Origin of the sequence: Pseudomonas sp. PGPPP1, assembly GCF_002255865.1 — a bacterium.
Lineage (GTDB): Bacteria > Pseudomonadota > Gammaproteobacteria > Pseudomonadales > Pseudomonadaceae > Aquipseudomonas > Aquipseudomonas cremoris.
The window spans coordinates 1-20,655 of record NZ_NKIG01000007.1 but is presented as its reverse complement, the minus strand read 5'-3'; the positions used below and the strand labels follow the sequence as shown (position 1 = coordinate 20,655).

The 20,655-nt window shown below is 56.2% G+C and carries 16 protein-coding genes; 7 read left to right on the top strand and 9 right to left on the bottom strand.

Annotated elements, in window-relative coordinates; genetic code table 11:
- Nucleotides 1–26 precede the first annotated feature (26 nt).
- From CFE47_RS10655 to pelG, 7 genes are read left to right on the top strand one after another with little or no spacing between them, the layout of a single operon-like run.
- Nucleotides 27–2,840 (top strand): bifunctional glycoside hydrolase/polysaccharide deacetylase family protein, encoded by a 2,814-nt coding sequence (locus CFE47_RS10655; protein ID WP_286836860.1) that lies wholly within the window; start codon nt 27–29, stop codon nt 2,838–2,840.
- A complete protein-coding gene (locus CFE47_RS10650; RefSeq protein WP_286836858.1) occupies nt 2,818–6,426 on the top strand; it encodes a tetratricopeptide repeat protein in 3,609 nt (1,202 codons plus the stop codon). Before CFE47_RS10655 ends, CFE47_RS10650 begins: the two co-directional genes overlap by 23 nt.
- A gap of 26 nt (nt 6,427–6,452) precedes the next feature.
- Nucleotides 6,453–6,971, top strand: coding sequence for a penicillin-binding protein activator LpoB (locus tag CFE47_RS10645; RefSeq protein ID WP_185704672.1), 519 nt, complete (start codon nt 6,453–6,455; stop codon nt 6,969–6,971).
- Nucleotides 6,972–6,976: 5 nt separating this feature from the next.
- Nucleotides 6,977–8,344, top strand: a complete 1,368-nt coding sequence (locus tag CFE47_RS10640; protein ID WP_286836856.1) for a PelD GGDEF domain-containing protein — start codon at nt 6,977–6,979, stop codon at nt 8,342–8,344.
- Nucleotides 8,322–9,317: a HEAT repeat domain-containing protein gene (locus CFE47_RS10635; RefSeq protein ID WP_286836854.1), complete on the top strand. Its 996-nt coding sequence runs from the start codon at nt 8,322–8,324 to the stop codon at nt 9,315–9,317. Before CFE47_RS10640 ends, CFE47_RS10635 begins: the two co-directional genes overlap by 23 nt.
- Nucleotides 9,307–10,821, top strand: coding sequence for a GT4 family glycosyltransferase PelF (gene pelF, locus CFE47_RS10630; protein WP_286836852.1), 1,515 nt, complete (start codon nt 9,307–9,309; stop codon nt 10,819–10,821). Before CFE47_RS10635 ends, pelF begins: the two co-directional genes overlap by 11 nt.
- Nucleotides 10,822–12,192: an exopolysaccharide Pel transporter PelG gene (gene pelG / locus CFE47_RS10625; RefSeq protein ID WP_185704678.1), complete on the top strand. Its 1,371-nt coding sequence runs from the start codon at nt 10,822–10,824 to the stop codon at nt 12,190–12,192.
- A gap of 73 nt (nt 12,193–12,265) precedes the next feature.
- Here pelG and CFE47_RS10620 read toward each other — a convergent pair whose 3' ends face one another.
- The 9 genes from CFE47_RS10620 to CFE47_RS10580 all read right to left on the bottom strand — a co-directional run bounded on the left by CFE47_RS10620 (nt 12,266) and on the right by CFE47_RS10580 (nt 20,330).
- Nucleotides 12,266–12,550: a DUF3077 domain-containing protein gene (locus CFE47_RS10620; RefSeq protein WP_286836848.1), complete on the bottom strand. Its 285-nt coding sequence runs from the start codon at nt 12,548–12,550 to the stop codon at nt 12,266–12,268.
- Nucleotides 12,551–13,273: 723 nt separating this feature from the next.
- Nucleotides 13,274–14,188 carry a toll/interleukin-1 receptor domain-containing protein gene (locus CFE47_RS10615; RefSeq protein WP_286836846.1) on the bottom strand — a complete coding sequence of 305 codons (915 nt, stop codon included), beginning with the start codon at nt 14,186–14,188 and terminating at the stop codon, nt 13,274–13,276.
- A gap of 263 nt (nt 14,189–14,451) precedes the next feature.
- Complete coding sequence (locus CFE47_RS10610; RefSeq protein ID WP_286836844.1) at nt 14,452–15,423, bottom strand: hypothetical protein; 972 nt, start codon at nt 15,421–15,423, stop codon at nt 14,452–14,454.
- A 147-nt stretch (nt 15,424–15,570) separates the two neighbouring features.
- Complete coding sequence (locus CFE47_RS10605) at nt 15,571–16,053, bottom strand: TIR domain-containing protein (RefSeq protein WP_286836842.1); 483 nt, start codon at nt 16,051–16,053, stop codon at nt 15,571–15,573.
- A gap of 1 nt (nt 16,054) precedes the next feature.
- The gene (locus tag CFE47_RS10600; RefSeq protein WP_286836840.1) at nt 16,055–17,485 is read right to left on the bottom strand and encodes an SIR2 family protein; all 1,431 of its coding nucleotides are present in this window, start codon (nt 17,483–17,485) and stop codon (nt 16,055–16,057) included.
- Between the two features lie 554 nt (nt 17,486–18,039).
- Nucleotides 18,040–18,315, bottom strand: coding sequence for a hypothetical protein (locus CFE47_RS10595; protein WP_286836839.1), 276 nt, complete (start codon nt 18,313–18,315; stop codon nt 18,040–18,042).
- Nucleotides 18,312–19,292 carry an integrase domain-containing protein gene (locus tag CFE47_RS10590; protein WP_286836837.1) on the bottom strand — a complete coding sequence of 327 codons (981 nt, stop codon included), beginning with the start codon at nt 19,290–19,292 and terminating at the stop codon, nt 18,312–18,314. Before CFE47_RS10590 ends, CFE47_RS10595 begins: the two co-directional genes overlap by 4 nt.
- A 290-nt stretch (nt 19,293–19,582) precedes the next feature.
- Nucleotides 19,583–19,990 (bottom strand): hypothetical protein, encoded by a 408-nt coding sequence (locus tag CFE47_RS10585; RefSeq protein ID WP_286836835.1) that lies wholly within the window; start codon nt 19,988–19,990, stop codon nt 19,583–19,585.
- Between the two features lie 31 nt (nt 19,991–20,021).
- Nucleotides 20,022–20,330, bottom strand: coding sequence for a hypothetical protein (locus tag CFE47_RS10580; RefSeq protein WP_286836833.1), 309 nt, complete (start codon nt 20,328–20,330; stop codon nt 20,022–20,024).
- Nucleotides 20,331–20,655: the final 325 nt, after the last annotated feature.

Here is a 20,655-nt window from a genome sequence, read left to right as displayed (position 1 = left end):
GGCCCAGTCATTTTCAAGAGTGAATTATGGAAATCGTTTTCCGCAGGACGCGTTTGCGCGCGATCGCCGAGCGGCTACTCGCTGCTCTAGCATTGTTCGTTGCAGGGCCAGTTGCCCACGCTGCTGCTTTGCCTCAACCGGCCAGCGTGGCGTTCTGGTACGCCGACCAACCACCGCTGCCAGAACTGTCGCAGTTCGACTGGGCCGTGGTCGAGCCGGGCCATATGACGCCGGGCGATGTGAAAACCTTGCGGGCACTGGGCAGCCAGCCGTTTGCCTATTTGTCCATCGGTGAGTTCGATGGCAACAAGGCCGAAGTCGAGAAAGCCGGGCTGAGCAAAGCGATTTCCCCGGTGCGCAACGACTCTTGGAACAGTCAGGTGATGGACCTCACCTCGACGGCCTGGCGTGAGCACCTGTTCGGTCGCGCCAAGGCCCTCGAAGCGCAAGGTTATGCCGGCCTGTTTCTGGACACCCTCGACAGCTTCCAACTGCTGCCGCAAGCCTCCCGTGAAGCACAGCGCGTTGGCTTGGCCAGCTTGCTGCGTGAGTTGCACAAGCGTCAGCCTAACTTGAAGCTGTTCTTCAACCGCGGCTTCGAAGTGTTGCCCGAGCTGGATGGCGTGGCCGCCGCAGTCGCCGTCGAGTCGATTCATGCGGGCTGGGATGCTTCCGCCAAGCGCTATCGTCCGGTGTCCGAGTCCGATCGCCAGTGGCTCGAAACGCACCTGCAACCGCTGCGCGCCAAGGGCATCCCGCTGGTTGCCATCGACTACCTGCCACCTGAGCGCCGCGAAGAAGCGCGCAAGCTCGCCAAGCGTTTGCGTGACGAGGGTTTCATTCCGTATATCAGCACCCCGGACCTCAACACCCTGGGCATCAGCAGCATCGAGGTTCAGCCGCGCCGTATCGCAATGATCTACGACCCGCGTGAAGGCGCGCTCGAAGACGCTGCCGGCCATAGCAACCTGGGCGGCTTGCTGGAGTACCTCGGCTATCGCGTCGATTACCTGCCCGCCAACAGTGACCTGCCGCAGTACGGCTTCAGCGGTTTGTACGCAGGTGTGGTCACCTGGATGACCAGCGGCCCGCCGCAGGACACGCCCGCGTTCAATCGTTTTCTCAACGCACGCCTGGACGAAAACGTCCCGGTGGTTTTTTTCAGTGGCCTGCCGGTTGAAGACAAGTTGCTGCTCAAGCGCCTGGGCCTGAAGCGTGATGCGCCGCCAGCCACCCAGGTGCTGACCATCACTCACCAGGACAAGGCATTGCTGGGCTCGTTTGAAGCGCCGGTTGTACCGCGCTCCCGCGACCTGGCATCCGTCTCGGTGCTGCCTAACGGCCCAACCCCGGCATTGTCCCTGAGCGGTGCCAATGGCGCTGTGTTCAACCCGGTGGTGGTCGGCAAATGGGGTGGCCTGGCATTGGCGCCTTATATCCTTGAGATCAACAACGAGCGCAGCCGCTGGATTCTCGATCCGTTCGCATTCCTCACCGCCAGCCTGCGCCTGCCGGACCAGCCGCGCCCGGACACCACCACCGAAAATGGCCGTCGCATCGCGACCGTGCACATCGACGGTGATGGCTTCCCGTCGCGCGCCGAAGTGCGGGGCACGCCGTACGCGGGTCGCCACACCCTGGACGACTACATCAAGCCCAACCCGTTCCTGACCTCGGTCTCGATCATCGAAGGTGAGATTTCGCCGCGTGGTGCGTTCCCGTTCCTGGCGCGTGAGCTGGAACCGATCGCCCGCGAGATCTTTGCCAACCCGAAAGTCGAAGTGGCGACGCACACGTTCAGCCACCCGTTTTTCATGCAGCCGGACAAAGCCAAGAAACGCGAGAACTTCAACCCGGAATACGGCTTGAACATGAAGATCGCCGGCTACAACAAAATCGATTTTCGTCGCGAGATCTTTGGTTCGCGCGACTACATCAACCAGAACCTGACCACCCCGCAGAAGCCGGTGAAAATGGTGTTCTGGCCTGGCGACGCGCTGCCATCTTCCGACACCATCAAGTTGGCCTATGACGCCGGCCTGAAAAACGTCAATGGCGCCGAAACCATCATGACCAAGGCCAACCCATCGCTGACGGGCCTGAACCCGTTGCTGCGCCCAACCCCGGGTGGCCTGCAATACTACGCGCCGATTATCAACGAAAACCTCTACACCAACCTGTGGAAAGGCCCGTATTACGGCTTCCGCGAGTTGATCGACACCTTCCAGCTGACCGACAGCCCGCGTCGCCTGCGTGGCCTGCACCTCTACTACCACTTCTATTCCAGCACCAAGCAAGCCTCGATCAAGGCCATGCACGAGATCTACGGCTACATGCGTGATCAACAGCCGATGTCGTTGTGGATGAGCGATTACGTCGACCGCCTGCATGGCCTGTACCAGTCGAGCCTGGCGCGTACCGCCGATGGCGCCTGGCAGATCCGTGGGATGGATGCACTGCGTACCGTGCGCCTGGATGCACAAATGGGCTGGCCGGACTTGGTCAAATCACAAAATATCGCCGGCGTGCGCGACTTGCCGCAAGGGCGCTACGTGGCCCTGAGCAGCGACAAAGCGCTGTTGGTGCTGCGTTCAGACAGGGACCCTCGCCCAGCGTTGGAGGAGGCTAACGTGCCTTTGCTCGATTGGCGCTACCTGGATGATCGTCGCGTGAGTTTCGCGTTTGCCGGTCAGTTTGACCTGGCCTTCTCCGTGCGCTCGGCAACAGCCTGCCGCGTAGAAGTCGATGGGCAGCGATTTGCGGGCAAGGCTTCGGCCGGCCTTTGGACTTTTCAACTACCTATGAAGCAGGTGAGTAATGGTCAACTCCTCTGCAACTAAAAATAACCGCCTGCTCAATCCTTGGGCACTGGCGGTAGTCGCGGTTGCCGTGGGAGGTCTGCTGTGGGCGACCTTCCAGCGTGAAGAAGTGTTCCAGCCCGACGGGCGCGAGCCCGATGCGGTATCGGCCAACTACGCCGAGCTGTTGCTGACAGCGCACCCGGAAGACGACCATTTGCGTCTGCAATTGGTCGACTTGCTGATTCGCCTGGGTGACTACGCCAAGGCACGTGAGCACGTGGATGCCTGGCCCAAGCCGCAGCCGGAAATCCAGGCCTACTACCGCCTGGAACTGGACGCGCTGATCGCCGCCAATGGCAACGATCTGATCGCGCAGCATGCGCTGGTCGAGCGTTTGCAAAGCTTTGATCATCGCAAGTTGCCGGTGGCCCAACTGCAAAGCCTGGCCAAGCTGGCGCTGACCCTGCAGGCGCCGGCGTTTGCCGCCACGGTGTTCGAAGAAATCGCAGGGCGTGACCCGGCGCAACATACCGAAGCCCTTAAATCGGCAGCGCAGTGGTACCTGGCGGGTGAGCAACCGGCACGTGCGGCCGACATCTACTTGCAACTCAAGCGTGACGCCCAGCAGCCTGGCGAACAGCGCGAGTACGCGCAGCTGGCGTTCAACAGCCTGCTTTCGGCTGGCCGAGACGAGCAGGCCGCTAAGGTGCTGGCTGACGAATTGCCCACGCTGACGAACGCAAAAACCGATGTGGCATGGCTGGAGCAGGGCGTTGATATCGCCGTGGCGACCAAGCAATTTGAGCTTGCCCAGCGTGTGCTTCAACAATGGCATGACCTGGAGCCCGACAACCGCAAGATCCTCGTGAAGGAGTTCCAGGTACGCCTGGCCATCAATGACCTGGCGGGTGCGTGGGAGACCGGCCAGGAACTGGTGGTCGATTACCCGGATGACACCGAATTGCTCGAGCAAATGGCCAAGCTCGGTGAATGGCGCGGCGACAACGAAGCGGCGCTGAGCTACTGGATCCGCTTGCTCAAGCTCAAGGAAGACCCGAAAACCCGCGAGCACGCCTGGCGTCTCGCCAGCCAGCAGTTCGATTTTGACCGCTCGATCCCGCTGCTCGCCGAGATCATGCAACAGCGTGCGCTCACCAACATCGAACTGGATGCGTTGATCTACGGTCACGAATCGCGCGGTACCCCCGTCGAAGCCGAAGCCTGGTTGCGCGGCTACTTGCGTAAATACCCGTCGCATCGTCTGGCCTGGACACGCCTGCTGCAAAACCTGGAAAACACCGGGCAATTCGCGGCCAAGGGCAAGGTCTACAAGGACTATGCAAAAAGCTACAAGCTGACCACCGAAGAACTGGTCGATTGGGCCAGTACCGAAATGAAGCTGTTTGATGAGCAAGCTGCTTGGGAAGTGGTGAAGTCGGATAACCCTGCCATTGATGACCCGGAATACTGGCGCACCCGCGCGGCCCTCGCTTGGGATCTGGAACGTGATGAAGACTTGCGCGTCTCCCTGGAGAAGCTGCTGTCACTCAACGGCAAGCTGACCAGTGGCGATGAGAGCCAGTTGATCACCCTGTATCGCACCAGTGACCCGCAGCGCGCCCTCAAGCTGATGGTTGACAGTTGGCACCGCGTCCAAGACCCGCAGCGGTTGGTCGAAGCGCTGCAACTGGCTCAGGAACTGCAGGAGTGGGATCAGGTCGTCGCCTTGTTGGAAGACGCCAAGAAATACCCGGATGCCTATGAGCAAGCCCAGGTTCTGGCGGTGCGCGGCGCGTTGGCGGTGGAGCAGGGCGACACCACCGAGGCCGAGCGTTTGTATCTGCTGGGGCTGTCGCGGTTCCCCGATGACAACCTGTTTCGCGAGCGCCTGACCTGGCTCTACGTCGACCAGGCCGATACGGCGAAGCTCAAGCCATTGCTGACCAAATGGCGCCCCTACGCACGGGAAGACCGTCTGCTGTGGCTGCCGTTCGCCAGTGCCAGCCAACTATTGGGGCGTGATACCGAGGCGTTGGCCTGGTACCGCATGTACCTCAAGCTCAGCCCGAACGACTGGCTGGTGCAGGCCGCGTATGCCGACGCATTGGACACCTCCGGCTATCAGGACGCCGCTCAGCGCTTGCGCTTGAAGTTGCTGCGCAGCCCTGAGGCCGAGAACCTGCAACCGTCGTCGCAGCGCTACGCGATCTGGCTGCGCTTGATGTCCAGCAGCTACTCGCCGCAAAAAGCCCAGCAAGAACTGCTGAAGTGGAAGGACGGTTCGCCGTCGATGAAGCAACTGTGGTTCGAACGCCTGGTCGCTCGCCTGGATGCAACCAACCAGCAAGCACAGAAAGATGACTGGCTGGCCTGGGCGCGTACCCAAGGCCTGAAGGTCGACCGCTACGAGCAGATCCAGGAAGCCCTGCGCAGCCGCAATAAAGCCCAGGTCGAAACCCTGTTGGCCAGCAGCGACTTGAACCCTGCGCAACGTGCCCAGGCACTCAGCCGTTTGGGACGTAACAACGAGGCCCTGGAAACCAACCTGTCTGCACTCGGTGACGACCAGCCAGAGGCAGTGCGCGAACAGCTGCGTCGCCAGGCCGTGGAGATTCACGAAAGCACACCGCAAGGCGCGCTGTTGTCGTACCAGAAGCAAGACTTTGGTGGCCTCTCGTTTGATTCGCCGCGCCTGGAAATCGCCCATAACCTGGGTGACAAATGGTACGCGGACCTTGAGGTGGAACACGGTAACTACAAAGGCGACGATGTGATCTCATCGAGGGTCGGTGACGAGAGCAACGCCGCCCTGACCCTGGTTCGCTCGGTGGAAAACGGCAGTTGGAAATTGTTCGCCGACACCAGCCAGCGCAAGGACAACGACCGCAACGGCTTGGGCCTGTCACGCATGTGGCAATTGGGTTCCAGCCACCAGATCGAGACCGGCCTGGACTGGCATCGCAAGAGCGATGACAGCGGCTACATGCGCGCCTTTGGCGAGCAGGACCGGGCCTGGGTCGGTGGGCGTCATGGCCTGACCGCACGTGACCAGTTGAGCTGGGAAGTGGCGCAGCGTTCGTTCTCGACCCGTGCCGGGGATTCCCTGGGCACCGGCCAGGCCGTGAAGCTGGAGCTGAACCACACGCTGGAATTCGCCGGGCCTAACTGGACCGTGCGCAGCGGTGTGGATTACCAGAAGAACAACGTGAAGGATCGTGACCTGGACTACCTCTCCAGTCGTAATGGTGGCCCGATCAAGATCACCCCTCAGTCGACTGATCCGGATACCGGCGCGCTGGATCCGCTCGACGTGGAAACCGTTACCGCTGGCGACCTACTGCAAAGCCGCTACGGCCAACTCTACGTCGGCACCACCTGGCGTCGCGGCATACCGGGCGCCCTGGTGCGCAGCAAGCCGCAATACACCTGGTTGGTGGACATGACGGCAGGCTGGCAATGGACGGACCAAACCTTTAACTACGGCATCAACACCGGGGTCGGCTTCGAAGTGCTGGGTGATGACGAACTGGCCCTCACCTTCGGTTACCAATCTGCGCCACAGGGCGGAGATGGCAAGTCCGGCGGCACACTGGGTATGAGCTACGGCGTGCGTTTCGGGCGCTGATTACAGAATCTACGGGAGAAAAACCTATGCAAGCAATTCGTAACCTGAGCTTGGCTCTGACAGTACTGTTCGTCGCCGGTTGCTCAAGCTTCACCAGTGAAAACAGCCCGAACCTGCCGCGCAACGCGCAGTGGGGCATCGTGCCGATGGTCAACTATTCCCAGACCCCGCAAGCCGGTGAGCGCAGCGAGCAGATCCTGCTCAGCGTGCTCAGCAGTCACGGACTGCAACCGCGCGTGTACCCAACCAGCACCCAGGGCGAACAAGCGCTGATGGACGACAACGAGCGTCTGAACGGCGCCCTTGAATGGGCACGTGAGCAGAAGCTCGATTACGTGGTGGCCGGTAGCGTGGAAGAGTGGCAGTACAAGAATGGCCTGGACGGCGAGCCGGCAGTCGGCATCAGCCTGCGGGTATTGGAAGCCAACAGCGGTCGCGTGCTCTGGAGCAAAAGTGGCGCGCGCGCCGGCTGGTCCCGTGAAAGCCTGGCGGGCAATGCTCAGACGGTTATCGACAAACTTGTTGGCGCCCTTCGGTTCGAGTGAACGCAATGAATTCTCCACACATGGATTACAGCCTGGCGCCTCGCGCCAGCGGGCCGGTGTCTTGGCTGGAAACGCTTCTGGTGACGGGGTTGGCCATTGGTCTTGGCTTCTGGCTGACCCCCGAAGACCCGTTGCAGATGCACGGTGGTTTCCCCTGGCCGATTCTGGCGCCGCTGCTGTTGGGTGTGCGTTACGGTTTTGTGCGCGGCCTGTTCAGCGCCGCTTTGCTGGTGGCCGCGTTGTTCGCGTTGCGCTACAGCGGGCATGAGGGCTACACCCAACTGGAGCCGTCTTTCATCGTGGGTGTGCTGGTGTGCGGGATGCTGGTCGGTGAGGTTCGCGACTTGTGGGTACGCCGTCTGGAGCGTCTGCAGATGGCCAACGAATACCGTCAGTACCGTCTCGACGAATTTACCCGTGCCCACCAGATCTTGCGGGTGTCCCACGACCTGTTGGAGCAACGTGTTGCCGGCAGCGACCAGAGCCTGCGCAGCTCCTTGCTGGGCCTGCGGGAAAAACTGCGCGGCATGTCGGTCGAAGGCGATGCGCTGAACGAGCTGGCAGAACCGATCGTGGCGATGCTGGGCCAGTACGGCGCCTTGCGCGTGGCGGGCTTGTACCGCGTCGACGAAAGCGAAAAAAATGTACTGCCGCAGGCCTTGGCCATGATCGGCGTCATGGGCCCATTGGGCACCGACGACGGCTTGATCAAGCTGTGCCTGGAGCGTGGCGAGCTGGTCAGCGTGCGTCAGGAACTGATCGACGCGGGTAACTCCGCGCAGTTCTCATCGTTGCAGGCCTGCATCCCGTTGATCGACGCGGAAGGCCGTTTGCTGGCGATCCTGGCGGTGCGGCAGATGCCGTTCTTCGCGTTCCAGGACCGCACGTTGAGCCTCCTGTCGCTGCTGGCCGGCCACATCGCTGACCTGCTGCGCCGCGATCCGCAAGTGCTGAGCCTGCCCGATGCGGATGCCCAGCAATTCACGTTGCAGCTCAAGCGTTCGCTGGTGGATGTGGAACAGCACACCTTGCCGGCCGGGTTGTTCGCGTTCGAGATGACGCGTGCCAACGACGAACTGACGCGCTTGATGGAGCGCAGCCAGCGTGGCCTGGACCTGCACCTGCCGGTGCGCAACAACCGCGACCACCATCTGCTGTTGGTGCTGTTGCCGTTGACCAGTCCGGAAGGCACCCAAGGCTACCTCGCGCGTATCGGCCTGTTGTTGCACGAACACTTTGGCATCGACACCGATTTGGACAGCCTGGGTGTGCGGGTCATGCCTTTCAACCTGGAGCCTGGCTGTGATCGCAACGGGCTGCGTAACTTCCTTTACAACGAGTGTGGCCTGAATGATCAGCAAGTGGCTGTTTAGCGGCGCCGTGTTGCTAGAGGCGGGCAGTTGGGCCAGTTTGTGGCTCGACGCACCGCAGTTGCACCAACTGTTGGTGTTCACCTTCAGTCACGGCCTCGCCTGCGTGATGCTCAGCGGCGCGGTCTGGCTGTTGCTACCGGCGCGCTACCGTGCGCCGCTGCCGTGGAGCCCGTTGTTCATTTTCAGCCTGGCGTTCTTCGTGCCGGTCATCGGTACCCTGGGCGTGGTGGCGTCGATCTTCCCGGCGCTGTACCTGCCGCGCAAACGCGACCAGCAAGCCTGGCAGGCCGTTGGCATCCCAGACCTGCCGTTCCGCGCGCAGGCCCAGACCCGCACGCCGATCTTCGCCGACGGCGGTTTGCAGGATGTGCTGCGTCACGCGCCGAACCCCGATCAACGTCTGGCCGCTTTGTTGGCGACGCGACGCATGCCGGGCAAGGACGCCGTGCCTATCCTCAAGTTGGCCTTGGGTGACCCCAGCGATGACGTACGTCTCCTGGCGTACTCGATGCTCGACAAGCAGGAAAGCGACATCAACCTGCATATCCAGATGGCCCTCGAACAATTGGCCGGCGTGAGCCCGCGAGCCGCGGGCCCGGTGCACAGCATGTTGGCGCGCTGGTATTGGGAGTTGGCCTACCTCGGCCTTGCCCAAGGCAGTGTGCTTGAGCACGTTTTGAACCAAGCCAGTGAACACGCCGAGCAGGGCCTGGCGGCGGGCGAGGGCGGTGAGTTGCTGTTGCTGGCGGGCCGTATTGCCTTGGAGCGCGGTGAGAATGAGCGAGCCGAAGCCCTCTTGCACGAAGCGGAGAGAAACGGTCTAGGCGCCGCGCAATTGCTGCCCTTCCATGCCGAACTGGCCTTTGAGGCGGGTCGCTATCACGAAATCCCCGGGTTGCTCGCCAGCCTTCCGGAAAAAACCCGCCAGCGGCCACCCTTCGCTGAGTTGGTGAGGAGCTGGAATGAATCATAAGGAAGCGACACCGACGGCCGATATCTGCCTGTTGCTGGAAGGCACCTGGCCGTACGTGCGTGGCGGCGTATCGAGCTGGATTCACCAGATGATCCTCGGCCTGCCGGAACTGACTTTTTCGGTGATGTTCATCGGCGGCCAGCGCTCGGCCTATACCTCGCGGCGCTACGAGATTCCCGCGAACGTATTGCACATCGAAGAGATGTTCCTGGAGGACGCGACACACCCCACCGACACCCGCGGCACGCCGCGTGATGCCGACCCGCAACAGCTGGCCGACCTGTATCGCTTTTTGCACCACCCGGACCAGCCCGAGCGGGAACTGGGTGAGCGCATGCTCAATTGCATCGCCGAGGGCCACATGACCCTTGATGACGTACTGCGCAGCCGCGCCAGCTGGGAAACTCTCAGCGAAGGCTACCGCCAGCACTGCGCCGACCCATCCTTCGTCAACTATTTCTGGACCCTGCGCTCGCTGCAGTCGCCTTTGCTGATGCTCGCCGAAGCCTCACGCAAGATGCCCCCAGCGCGGGTGCTGCACTCGATTTCCACCGGTTACGCCGGGCTGCTGGGGTGCATCCTCAAGCATCGCTGGAAATGCACGTACCTGCTGAGCGAGCACGGCATCTACACCAAGGAACGCAAGATCGACCTGGCCCAGGCCACGTGGATCGCCGAAAGCTCCGGCCAGGCGCTGAACCGCAGCCTCGACGGTGGCTCGGGGTATATCCGTACCCTGTGGGTGCGCTACTTCGAACGGATCGGCCAGTTGGCCTACAACAGTGCCGACAACATCATTGCCTTGTATGACGGCAACCGTCAGCGCCAGATCAAAGACGGTGCCGACCCCGCTCGCACGCAGTTGATCGCCAACGGCATCGACCTGTCGCAGTGGGCCAGCGCCATGGAAACCCGTGAGCCGGGCATCGCGCCCGTGGTCGGGTTGATCGGGCGTGTGGTGCCGATCAAAGACGTGAAGACCTTCCTGCGCGCCATGCGTGGCGTGATCAGCGCCATGCCGCACGCCGAGGGCTGGATCGTCGGCCCGGAAGAGGAAGACCCGGAATACGTCAGCGAATGCCGCAGCTTGATGGCGAGCCTTGGGCTTGAAGGCCGGGTGCACTTCCTGGGCTTCCAACGCATCCAGGACATCCTGCCGAAACTTGGCCTGATGGTGCTGACCTCGATCAGCGAGGCGCAACCCCTGGTGATCCTTGAAGCCTGGGCCGCCGGTACGCCGGTCATCAGCAGCGACGTCGGCTCGTGCCGCGAATTGATCGAAGGCGGCAGCGCCGAAGACCGCGACCTGGGCATCGCTGGCAAGGTGGTGGCGATTGCCGACCCACAGGCCACATCGGCTGCCATCCTCGAACTGCTGCGCAGCCCCGAGCGCTGGAAGGCTGCACAGGCCAGCGGCTTGTTGCGGGTCAACCGTTACTACACCGAAGCCTTGATGCTGCAGCGCTATCGCGACCTGTACCAAGCAGCCATGGAGAACAATTAAATGGCCGGTATTGGCTTTGAACTGCGCAAGATCCTCTCGCGCGACTCATACACCGCCACGCTGCACGCCTACGTGTATGCCGGCTTGATCAGCTCCGGGCCGTGGGTGCTGTCGATCATCAGCGTGATGCTGGTGGGCATCATCAGCCTGGGCCTGCTGTTGCCCAACTCACTGGTGGGGCAGTTCCTGGTCACGGTGACGTACCTGATGGCCAGCTCGTTGATCCTGACGGGTGGCCTGCAGTTGTTCTTTACCCGGTTCGTGTCCGACCAATTGTTCGAGCACAAGTACGAGCAGATCCTGCCCAACCTGCTGGGCGTGTTGCTGCTAGTCACCATTGGCGCCGGCGTGCTGGGAGTCATCGTACTGGCGCTGCTGTTCGATCAGCCGCTGATCTACCGCGTGCTGGTGCTGTCGAACTTCGTGGTGCTGTGCAACCTGTGGCTGGTGATCATCTTCCTGTCGGGGATGAAAAAATATAACCGCATCCTCATGGTCATGGTGGTGGGCTACGCGCTGATGGTCGCAAGCGCCTACGCGCTGAGCTTCCTCAAGATGCCCGGCCTGTTGCTGGCATTGCTGATCGGGCACGGTAGCCTGCTGTTCCTGTACCTGTACGACATCCTGCGCGAATACCGTGCCGAGAAGATGATTGCCTTCGATTTCCTCAATCGTCGCAACGTATTCCTCAGCCTGCTGGTGACCGGGTTCTTCTATAACTTCGGCATCTGGGTCGACAAGATCCTGTTCTGGTTCAACCCCGGCACCTCCAACGCCGTCATCGGCCCGCTGCGCGCCTCGATCCTGTACGACATGCCCATCTTCATCGCCTACCTGGCGATCATCCCTGGCATGGCCGTGTTCCTGGTGCGTATCGAGACCGACTTTGCCGAATGGTACGACCGACTGTTCCGCGCCATTCGCGACGGCGAAACCTTGCAGCACATCGGCTCGCTGAAAACCGAAATGACCCTGTCGATCCGCCAAGGCCTGCTGGAAATCTGCAAGGTCCAGGGCCTCACCGTGGTGCTGCTGTTCCTCTTCGCCCCGCGCCTGCTGGAATGGATCGGCATCTCCAGCTACTACCTGCCCCTGTTCTACATCGACCTGATCGGCGTGAGCATCCAGGTAGTGTTCATGGCATTGCTCAACGTGTTCTTCTACCTCGACAAACGCCGCGTCGTGCTGGAACTGTGCGTACTGTTCGCCGTACTCAACGGCGCCCTGACACTGCTCAGCATGCACCTGGGGCCGAGTTTCTTCGGTTATGGGTTTACGTTGTCGCTGCTCGTGTGCGTGTTGCTGGGACTGGCGCGGCTGTCGTCGACGCTGGAAGATTTGGAGTATGAGACGTTTATGCTGGCGCGGTGATTGGCGTTTAGCGGCACGAGAAAAGGCACTTGGCGGATAGCGGCAAGTGCCTTTTTTGTTGCTGGGGGATTGGTTATTGCCCGGTATGGCAAGGCGACTCCAGCACCTTCACCACATCATCAATCACCGCCTTGCTCATCTCCTGCAAGAAGTGCGATGCCCAGGCGTAGCGATCCGTATCACGTGTCATGGCCGCGTCTTCTGCGAGCAACTCGGCAACGTGCAGCAGGTTGGATGCGTGATGCAGAGCGTCAGGCAGGGAAACACCGCTGTTGACGCGGAACAGAGGCTGGTCGGAGTGAAAGGAGAAGGGGGTGACGCCGAGGGTGGTTAGGGCAGATGGATGTGTAGCGGTCATCGGTAAAACTCCCATATCGAGTGAGAGCTACCACATTCGTAATCGTGCGAATGGGCGGCGCTGTGGCGCCTGCATCTTGCCGGGTTCTCAGGCCCGATCGCTGAATTGGCAGCGACGGGGGGGAGAGTAGCGTGGTGGGGGATGGGGAGCAATCGGGAATGTTGATGGGAGAGGGGGGGGGCGGAGTCTTTGGGTGGGCGAGCAGGCAGTTCTTGGAGTTATGATTTCTATGGCTGGGTCATAATTATTGCCAGTTCATAATTTGGAATAAAGACGAGGGGAACAGCAGTTTTTATCGAAAAAAACTGTTCGGTTGGCAAGAGGAGACTTTTAAAGGCGGATAGAGGCAAAAATGCAAACAGTCCAGAAATGACAAAGCCCCCTGAGTTTCTGCAGGGGCATTGTCTTATATGGCGGCACCAGGAGTCGAAAATTACCATAACAACATGAATAATAATGGTTTCCTTTTTAAAGGTTCGGTCGTGTATCCCAAAAACTATCCTCAAGCATCCGCCCGGTCGGTCACAGACGCGAGGAAAGACAAACCTGGATCGAAAAAAATCACCATGCCTCCCATATGGGGCAGTCTCTCGCGCATGCATGGTTGGGGCCCGGCTCTCGGGGGCAGCGGCAGCAAGCAGCCCGAAACGGAACCAGATAGGCATGGAGCAGATGGCTGCGTCGACTCGCGTCATGAGTAGGTCGCCGACGAGGTGATACCGCTTATCGCCCCGTTAGGATTTCATAGCTGAAAGTTACCGCTGAGGGAACGTGTACCGCAGCATTGACCTCAAGCTGCACTCCTTCGATCTTCATGATGCACAAAGCCCCTATTAAATTCATCATTACAACGCTTTGTCCCACGACTGGCTCTACGAATCGCCCTTGTCTCAAAAAAGTCTCAACGGTGCGCGGATCGAAATCGGAAGTCGTGACCAGTCCGACAGCCTTGAGGTCACTATCGATGTATACGTAGACCCCATCACTACCTCGATCGCTGAACTCTACTTTGAACTCGTACTCCCCGTGACCCAATGTGTAGTGTTTGTGGTCTTTGTAGGGAAAAGTGATCCGGTCTTTCAGTGCCGGGTTTGCATAGTTTGCTGGATCGCGCATCGCATCGATTCGCTCAATCCGCGCCATACGTTCAAGTAACACTGCTGCCGAGAGCGCATGCGCTTTGTCGGCTGGCAACCCCTCTATCCATCGCCAGAGATCGTCCATCTGTTCAATCCCAGGGAAGTTATTCAGGTCCGGCTTTGAGTTGAAGTTGAACCCCTTGGGTCCCCGATCAATTAACCAGGCAGGCAAACTAAACCGAGGGTTATTCACGAAAAGAACTGAAAGCCAAGAGACCGGTTGTTCTTCAAATACGCTCCTGATCCACTGGTTTTCGATACCGACTCCTGACCCGGGATGTTGGTCTGCACGGTCAACATAATTCTCGTCGATAATCAGCAGTACCCGATCAGCTTCCGTAACTTCTCGCATGAAACCGCTTAAGCTAGCTCCGTATTCCACGGCACTATCAATCTGCACCGTATAACCGAGCAATCGTAATTGAGTTGCTAATAGCCTAACCCATTCACGGTGAGCGCCCGATGTCCAAGCGTACGAGATAAAAAGCTTAGTCTTCATACGCTACACTCCTATGAGAAATAAAGTTATAAATGATTTTTAGGATGAACGGCTCAAACATCACCGTCAGTTTCACGCTACCAGTCTATAAACTACTCGCCACCTTGTACAGCCTTGCTTGGGCCATAAGTACGGAAAAAACAGGGATAGACTACGATTGATTTAGCGTCTATATATTTATTTGAGCCAGGAACCATGTACTGTCCCCGAATTAGTCTTGATCCTAGTGGATGGAGGTCGCTGTAGAGGGCACTCTAGATAAATCAAAACTGGACTCCGAAATTCCATTTAAGAGTAATATCCGGTGTGGTTATCTTGTTTCTCAGCAACTGCATCGCTGAATCAGCAGCCTTAAAGCAATCATCAGGCAGGCAGACGGCTGTGACGGGCTGGTGCATCAGCACATTTCGTACACGATCTCGGAGATCATCTATAGCTCCGTATTGAGCAGAGCTAATGATACTGTCCTTCTCTAGGTCAATCAGAATTTCATATATTGTAGGTTTTTTGGCTTTTTTACCTTTTACTTTTAGTAGCCATAGCTCTTTAGCTATAGACTCGATCACAAACCAAAGCATTGTAAATGAACCTCTAAAATCGTGATTTTGGTATGCAGATTTGGCCCTAGCGATGAACGCAAGACGTTTAATCAATACAGGATCATCAACGGCTTTCTCAAATTGTTGTAGGGCAGCGCTTATGGTGGCTTTTTTAACTTTGGTAAAGTTCGACCATGTTCCAATGTCGTGATGGCTCACGTGTGCCCCATCCATTACTAGAGATGTACATCTTGCTGCCATTAGAGATATATTATTTGAATGGCTTTTTCGTACAGGTATGCCTCCCCTGAACCCTACTCGACAAGTGTTTGCAATTGAAACTGCGGAAAAAGAAATTTCACCGGAGTCCTGGCATTTTATAGACTCTGACTCTATAAATAACTGCATTACATTTGCATAATCCATATGCTCGTCCCACCATTGAACGGCCTGATTTATTTGGTCTGGATCACTCATTGGCGGTCTTGTTTTGGCAAGTTCTGTCATTCGAAGGAGCATCATTCCATCAATGCATACAGCCGCAGAGAATTTTCCCGTGTGATGCCAGATGACGGGTTCCGGAATTATACCTCTAAGTTTTTTACGCTCGACTTGGTCATCAAAATCAATCCATTCCTCAACCCAAAAGCCTTTCTCATCGTAGAATCCAATAAAATCGTCAATCCCATCGTTCATTGACTCTAAGTTCAAAATTAACATCCATAAAAGCTCACGTGTAAAAACGTAAAAAACGGGGTCACAAAAAAACGGGGTCAGACCATAATTTTCGTTATTTAACTGAAAACATGGTCTAACCCCTATTCCCGCGTTGTCACCTATGATTCAACCTTTACTGATCTTGATTGCATCTGAAATCCAACTTTCTATGTTATTTTTAATATCGTTATAAGCGTCTGAAGCTTTTGGGGTGATACATGGAGGTGTTTTGGATACGCCATTTCGTTTGTATGTAAAGTGATCGAGAGGGTTTTTTCCTTTTTTACCAACTCCGTCGTTAGGGTCCTTGAGGTCGTTTACATGTATCGCGAGCAAACCTTTTTTGTCATTCCATGCTTTTTTGATCTCATGCTTGACCCAAGGCCGTTCAGAAGTTTTTTCACCCACTAGAACAACCACGCAGTCACAGTCTTTCATTTTGCTATCGATCCAATCTTCAATAGCTTTGTCTCCTTTCTTTTTAACAGTCTCCCAATCGTTGGCTTCTACAGGCTGATTGCTTTCTAATGCGCCAATGTTACGCACTAGTTGGGTTCTCATTACGTCATTGTCAAAGTGAAAACTATAAAAAACTTTCGTCTTGGCCATTTTATTTTCCTAGGCGTTGGATGATGTTAATGGTTTTTTTGATTATTTCATGTTGTGTAAGTTTTTCGTCGTTTAGTTCCTTTATTAACGGATAAATCCAAGTGTTTGTTCCGAAATATTTAGTCGGATTCTCTTCCAGTTGTGAAGTTATGATTTTTGCCATATATCCTGTCGCTCCGATAGGGATCGGGATGACGCCATTACCAACCGCAATCTCAAACTCTCGCATTACGCCATTTGCTGGAATGATAGTGCCGTTATCACTTTTTTTATTTCCGAAAATGAAGAGTGCGATCCCCGACAGCGCGATCATTCTTTGGCGATAATCTTCCCATAGGTCTGCGAGATTTTTGTTGTTAGTCTCAAATTGTGGGAAAGGCCTAACAATCAATTGGTCTTCTGAGAATTTTTCAGGGGCAGAGTAGATTGCCTCAAGCGCACCGTTTATTACTGCGCTCCCGACTCCCCATCCAAAACCATTTACAATTCGTAAATTACTGATGATTAGCTTTTTGCTTAGTTCGTGAATAAAAGATTGCGCTTCAGATCTTTGCCAGTCGCCATATTCCTCGGCACTTCCTGATATGAATATAGTTTTCTTTCTGAAACGTATTTCTATCTCCTTAAGTATCTCTGTTATGGTTTCGTATTCGTCTACGAGTACCGTCTGAATTTTATATCTTTTCAGGTCGTTTATTTTAAGTTCTTGTTTTCGGGTTTTATATTTAAATGTTTCGTCGCAGTCATTGCTAAGTCGACTTTCACGTTTCATGAAGCAGTAATGTTGTTTGTTGCTGCTGGTACGAAGCCTGCTTAAAACATAGTCTAAGTTTGGATCGGTGAAGCTGAAGCCGATAAAAAGAAATGTCTTTGATATTAAATCGCCGCTCAGAGCTGTGATGAACTGTTCATGTGTCTTGTAGTATTCTTCATACTGCTCCTTTGCAATTATTGCCTTGGAAGGAGAGCTTGCATCTCCATGCATCTTATAAACGACAACATCTCGTTTAGGTTTAGTGTTCGCTAACTGGTCCACTTCATGCTTTATATCAACAACTTTAAGTGCTTCTTTAAGGCTGTCTTCGATCAAAGTGTCATAATTTGTTGTCCAATATGTAGGTATTGGGAGTCTTGCAAGTATTTTATGGTTGATCGAGCTTTCAGCTTGTTCGGAAAACTCCTCAAGGATTTTTTTTGTTATTCCTGCCTTGCTGGCTCGGTGATTTACATGGTATTGCGCAAGTGAAATTAAGTCGTGTTCATCATCGATTTTTAAACCAAGTTCGTCCGCGATGTCCCTTAGTAGTTCTTTCCAATCTACATAACCTGAACTTTTTGACATCCCTGCGCCAGCAAAGATAGCAACGTTCTTTTCGGCAATATCCTTCACAAACTCTTTTATGAAGGCCTCAATTTCGTGATCGAAAGCCATGTTGTTCTCGTTGTTGAAAGTTGACTGGGTTTAAGTTTTCATCACAGCGCTGACTCGACAATCTTTTGTGTGATGTGTTTGGGTGTGTGGGGTTTTAATCTTTTGCGCGCTAATAGTGTTAAATATGCTTAAACTTATCGGGCTAAGTTTTATTGGCTTTTGTCTGCCTGAAAAAAAATCAACAGTAAGTTGAGGCTTACGCGGTTCTATGCGTTGTTCTGCATGGCAGACAAAAAAAATTTCCGAAGACTGGGAGGCGGTAAAAATGTACACATTGACGTCCTTGTCGCAACCAGCAGCAAGCCAGTGGGTGGCACTATGCTATCCGCGTCTGGGCTGCTCGAATAGGTACCTAGACTAAAGAAAGGCTAATGATCTACCTCAAATTGTAAGACGAGGAACACGTACTCTGAAAAATCTGGCCAGCCTCTCCACCACAAGGAGGTGGGGAGGCCGGCCGGATGATTCTCAGATCTATTTTTGGAAGAAAAGGGGACGAAGAAAAGGGCAGATCTATTCTTAGCCCTCTGCCTGTGCCGTTTTCTGACCTTCGCTTAGCGGATGAGCTGCCAGGATTTTCCCAGGCGATGAGTGAGTAATTGCATGGTCAGAAAATAGTAATAGCGCGTCGAGTCAGTGCGCTGGTTTAGGTGGTGATTCAAAAACCACGCAAGGTGTTTTCTCTGCCAAGTCCATGGATTGTCGCGTTGCCAGCGCTCAGCGATTGCTGATTGGATAGCCTTCGCCTGACGCAGGTGGCGTTGGCGCGTGGTATGCGACCCGGTCAGGACGCCCGCCAGGAACAGATTCATATCGAATGCCGTGCTCATGTCTGACCACCAATGTAAGCGGCCACCACGACGATACGGCCGTGCCCCAGCTCATAGCTGATTTGTGCCCGGGCCTCCTGATCGAGGCGTCGGTCGAGTCGATAGCAATGGCCACCGTTGACGGGCGCGGGATAATGAGTGATTTGTTCATAGCGTTCGCACGCATAGGCCGCCCGCAAGTCGTGAAAGCCTTTGAGGTTAAGCGTGTGGAGGATATCCCGTGCGGGGCGCACGATTCGCTGTTGAAAATCGAGGTAGCTTTCGTTCGGTGCAAGCAGGTTGCGGCTACCGTCGGGCGAGATATGTTCGGCAAACCTCAGTGCATCACGAATATGATCATCTGCCGTAATCCAGCGAGGTGCCGATGCACCTGAGCGGCCACCTTTGGTGCCATCCTGGATGTTGATCTTTCCGTACTGTTCGACCTCACGTTTTAGACGTGGTAGGTCGGTCAAAATGGCCTCACGTAAGCGCATGCCGGTGGCTCGCGCTAATTGAGCGATGGCCGCGGCACGCGGCTGCTGGTGTGCGCAAAGCACCTCTACGACGCTCTTCACATGTTCGCGGTCTTGGCCTTGCGGCGCCGAACGACGAACACTGGTGCGCCGCATTCCTAGCGCCTTGTTCGGACTCGGTACTTTCACATACTGATCACCGCGAAGCGCTGCCAGGGTCCGATTGACGCTGGACAATCGGTTTTGCGCAGTGGCGATGGCGAGATCGCTGCGCTCAACCAGGTGACGCAGATGCTCCGCGTAATCCAGCAAGGTCTGCCGATCAATCTGCCGTGCGTCATTAATTCCCGGGCCATCCTCCGACCGACACCAGCGTACAAACGCCAGCCAACGATCACTGTGTGCTTTGACCGTCGCGTAGTGCCCGCCGCCAAACAGATCACGTAGCGCTTGCGGCCCGGCATAACTCAGTTGCCGGCCATAGCCAAAATTGCGCCCGTCACGTTTACCTACCAGTGCCATGATCGAACTCCTCTCGAAGCCAAAACGTTTCAAACCTTCCTCACGTCATCCCGCCACGAATGTTGAGTGTTATCAGGGATCAAGGCCCCTGCGACCTGTGAGGGTTGTCCTCTAACGCAGGACTGGCGGCTCCTTACGACCGGGAGCTTGGGCATCTCATGATCTGACCTCCTGAGCACTTCCGAAGAAGTGGGCGGGTGGAGGCTGCGCTGGCTGACGAGACCAGTGCCGCGAGATCCTGAGTTGGGTGAAGGCAGTGATGCGGTGACCGGGGCGTGCCTGACTGTCAGTCAGGAGCAGTCCATTCCCTGGGCTGCGGCACCATCATCTGCATCGCTGTTGCTGGTGACTTCGGTGTTTGTCACGCCGATTGTCACAAGGAGGAATGCCGCAAAGCCTTGTACGAGATGGGCTGCAGCAGCGGTTGGAGCGCCGGTCTCTTTCCAGAAGAAAGAGACCGGCGCGGGTTGGCGCAAGGAAATGGCCAAGCGGATAGGTTGCTGCAAGGCAGCTATGAAGGGGTGTGAGTTGCCGCAGTGGGCACTCTGGTAGAAGTAGGCATCCACCACATCGCTGTGACCGTGCGAGCCGCCGGTCGCTAATCGCACTTTGGGAGAACCACCACGGTGTGGCGTAGCCTTAAAGGTTCTGGCTACCTGGGTTGCTGTCAAAGCTACATCTCTGTGGGCGTTTTCCACACTACGCCTGGCTTCAACAGTTTTCGGGCAATCAGCGATTCAGAACCTTACTGATGTCCACCAGCTTTTTTCCGTTACTTTTAGTCAGGTTGTACATTTCGGTAATCAGCGTGTCGATTTCATCAATCAATTCCGAGCGCTCTGCCTTGGTGGCGCTATTGCGCAGGGTGTTAAGGCGGTTGGTGATGATCCGTTTTTTACCGAGCAAGCTGAAGTCTTTCACGCTTCCGTAGATTTCCCAGTATTCATAGCTGGGGTACTTCATTGCGATTTCTGAGATGTTAACGCCGCTTTCCAGCAGTTGATTCATCTCTTTCAGTTCGTGTTGCGCAATGCTCATCAGCGTCTACTCGTCCTTGTGACAGCGAGCGGGGCGCTCGCCAAATCGGATAGAGAATAACTAGCCGAGATACAAAAATGCCACCCTTTTGATATCACTTGTTGACGCGGTTCGTTAGCGCTTGTGAGTGGCTAGTGAAGGGAGTTGGAGTGGCACGCGGCATTTGGATGCTGGTGTGAAGGGAATGATGAAAATGGGTGTCCAGTCCTGAAATAGGTTTACACCTATTTCAGCCTCAAAACGCCCGATGCACCGCATCGGGCGTTTTGTATTTCAGCGATAGATGTGGCCGCTCGCTGTTATAGATCTGCACCGATTGATCCAC

Excerpts from the sequence above, each read along its gene's own strand:
- CFE47_RS10655 (WP_286836860.1), top strand. The coding sequence starts at position 27 with ATGGAAATCGTTTTCCGCAGGACGCGTTTGCGCGCGATCGCCGAGCGG.
- CFE47_RS10650 (WP_286836858.1), top strand. The coding sequence starts at position 2,818 with ATGGTCAACTCCTCTGCAACTAAAAATAACCGCCTGCTCAATCCTTGG.
- CFE47_RS10645 (WP_185704672.1), top strand. The coding sequence starts at position 6,453 with ATGCAAGCAATTCGTAACCTGAGCTTGGCTCTGACAGTACTGTTCGTC.
- CFE47_RS10640 (WP_286836856.1), top strand. The coding sequence starts at position 6,977 with ATGAATTCTCCACACATGGATTACAGCCTGGCGCCTCGCGCCAGCGGG.
- CFE47_RS10635 (WP_286836854.1), top strand. The coding sequence starts at position 8,322 with ATGATCAGCAAGTGGCTGTTTAGCGGCGCCGTGTTGCTAGAGGCGGGC.
- pelF (WP_286836852.1), top strand. The coding sequence starts at position 9,307 with ATGAATCATAAGGAAGCGACACCGACGGCCGATATCTGCCTGTTGCTG.
- pelG (WP_185704678.1), top strand. The coding sequence starts at position 10,822 with ATGGCCGGTATTGGCTTTGAACTGCGCAAGATCCTCTCGCGCGACTCA.
- CFE47_RS10620 (WP_286836848.1), bottom strand. The coding sequence starts at position 12,550 with ATGACCGCTACACATCCATCTGCCCTAACCACCCTCGGCGTCACCCCC.
- CFE47_RS10615 (WP_286836846.1), bottom strand. The coding sequence starts at position 14,188 with ATGAAGACTAAGCTTTTTATCTCGTACGCTTGGACATCGGGCGCTCAC.
- CFE47_RS10610 (WP_286836844.1), bottom strand. The coding sequence starts at position 15,423 with ATGAACGATGGGATTGACGATTTTATTGGATTCTACGATGAGAAAGGC.
- CFE47_RS10605 (WP_286836842.1), bottom strand. The coding sequence starts at position 16,053 with ATGGCCAAGACGAAAGTTTTTTATAGTTTTCACTTTGACAATGACGTA.
- CFE47_RS10600 (WP_286836840.1), bottom strand. The coding sequence starts at position 17,485 with ATGGCTTTCGATCACGAAATTGAGGCCTTCATAAAAGAGTTTGTGAAG.
- CFE47_RS10595 (WP_286836839.1), bottom strand. The coding sequence starts at position 18,315 with ATGAGCACGGCATTCGATATGAATCTGTTCCTGGCGGGCGTCCTGACC.
- CFE47_RS10590 (WP_286836837.1), bottom strand. The coding sequence starts at position 19,292 with ATGGCACTGGTAGGTAAACGTGACGGGCGCAATTTTGGCTATGGCCGG.
- CFE47_RS10580 (WP_286836833.1), bottom strand. The coding sequence starts at position 20,330 with ATGAGCATTGCGCAACACGAACTGAAAGAGATGAATCAACTGCTGGAA.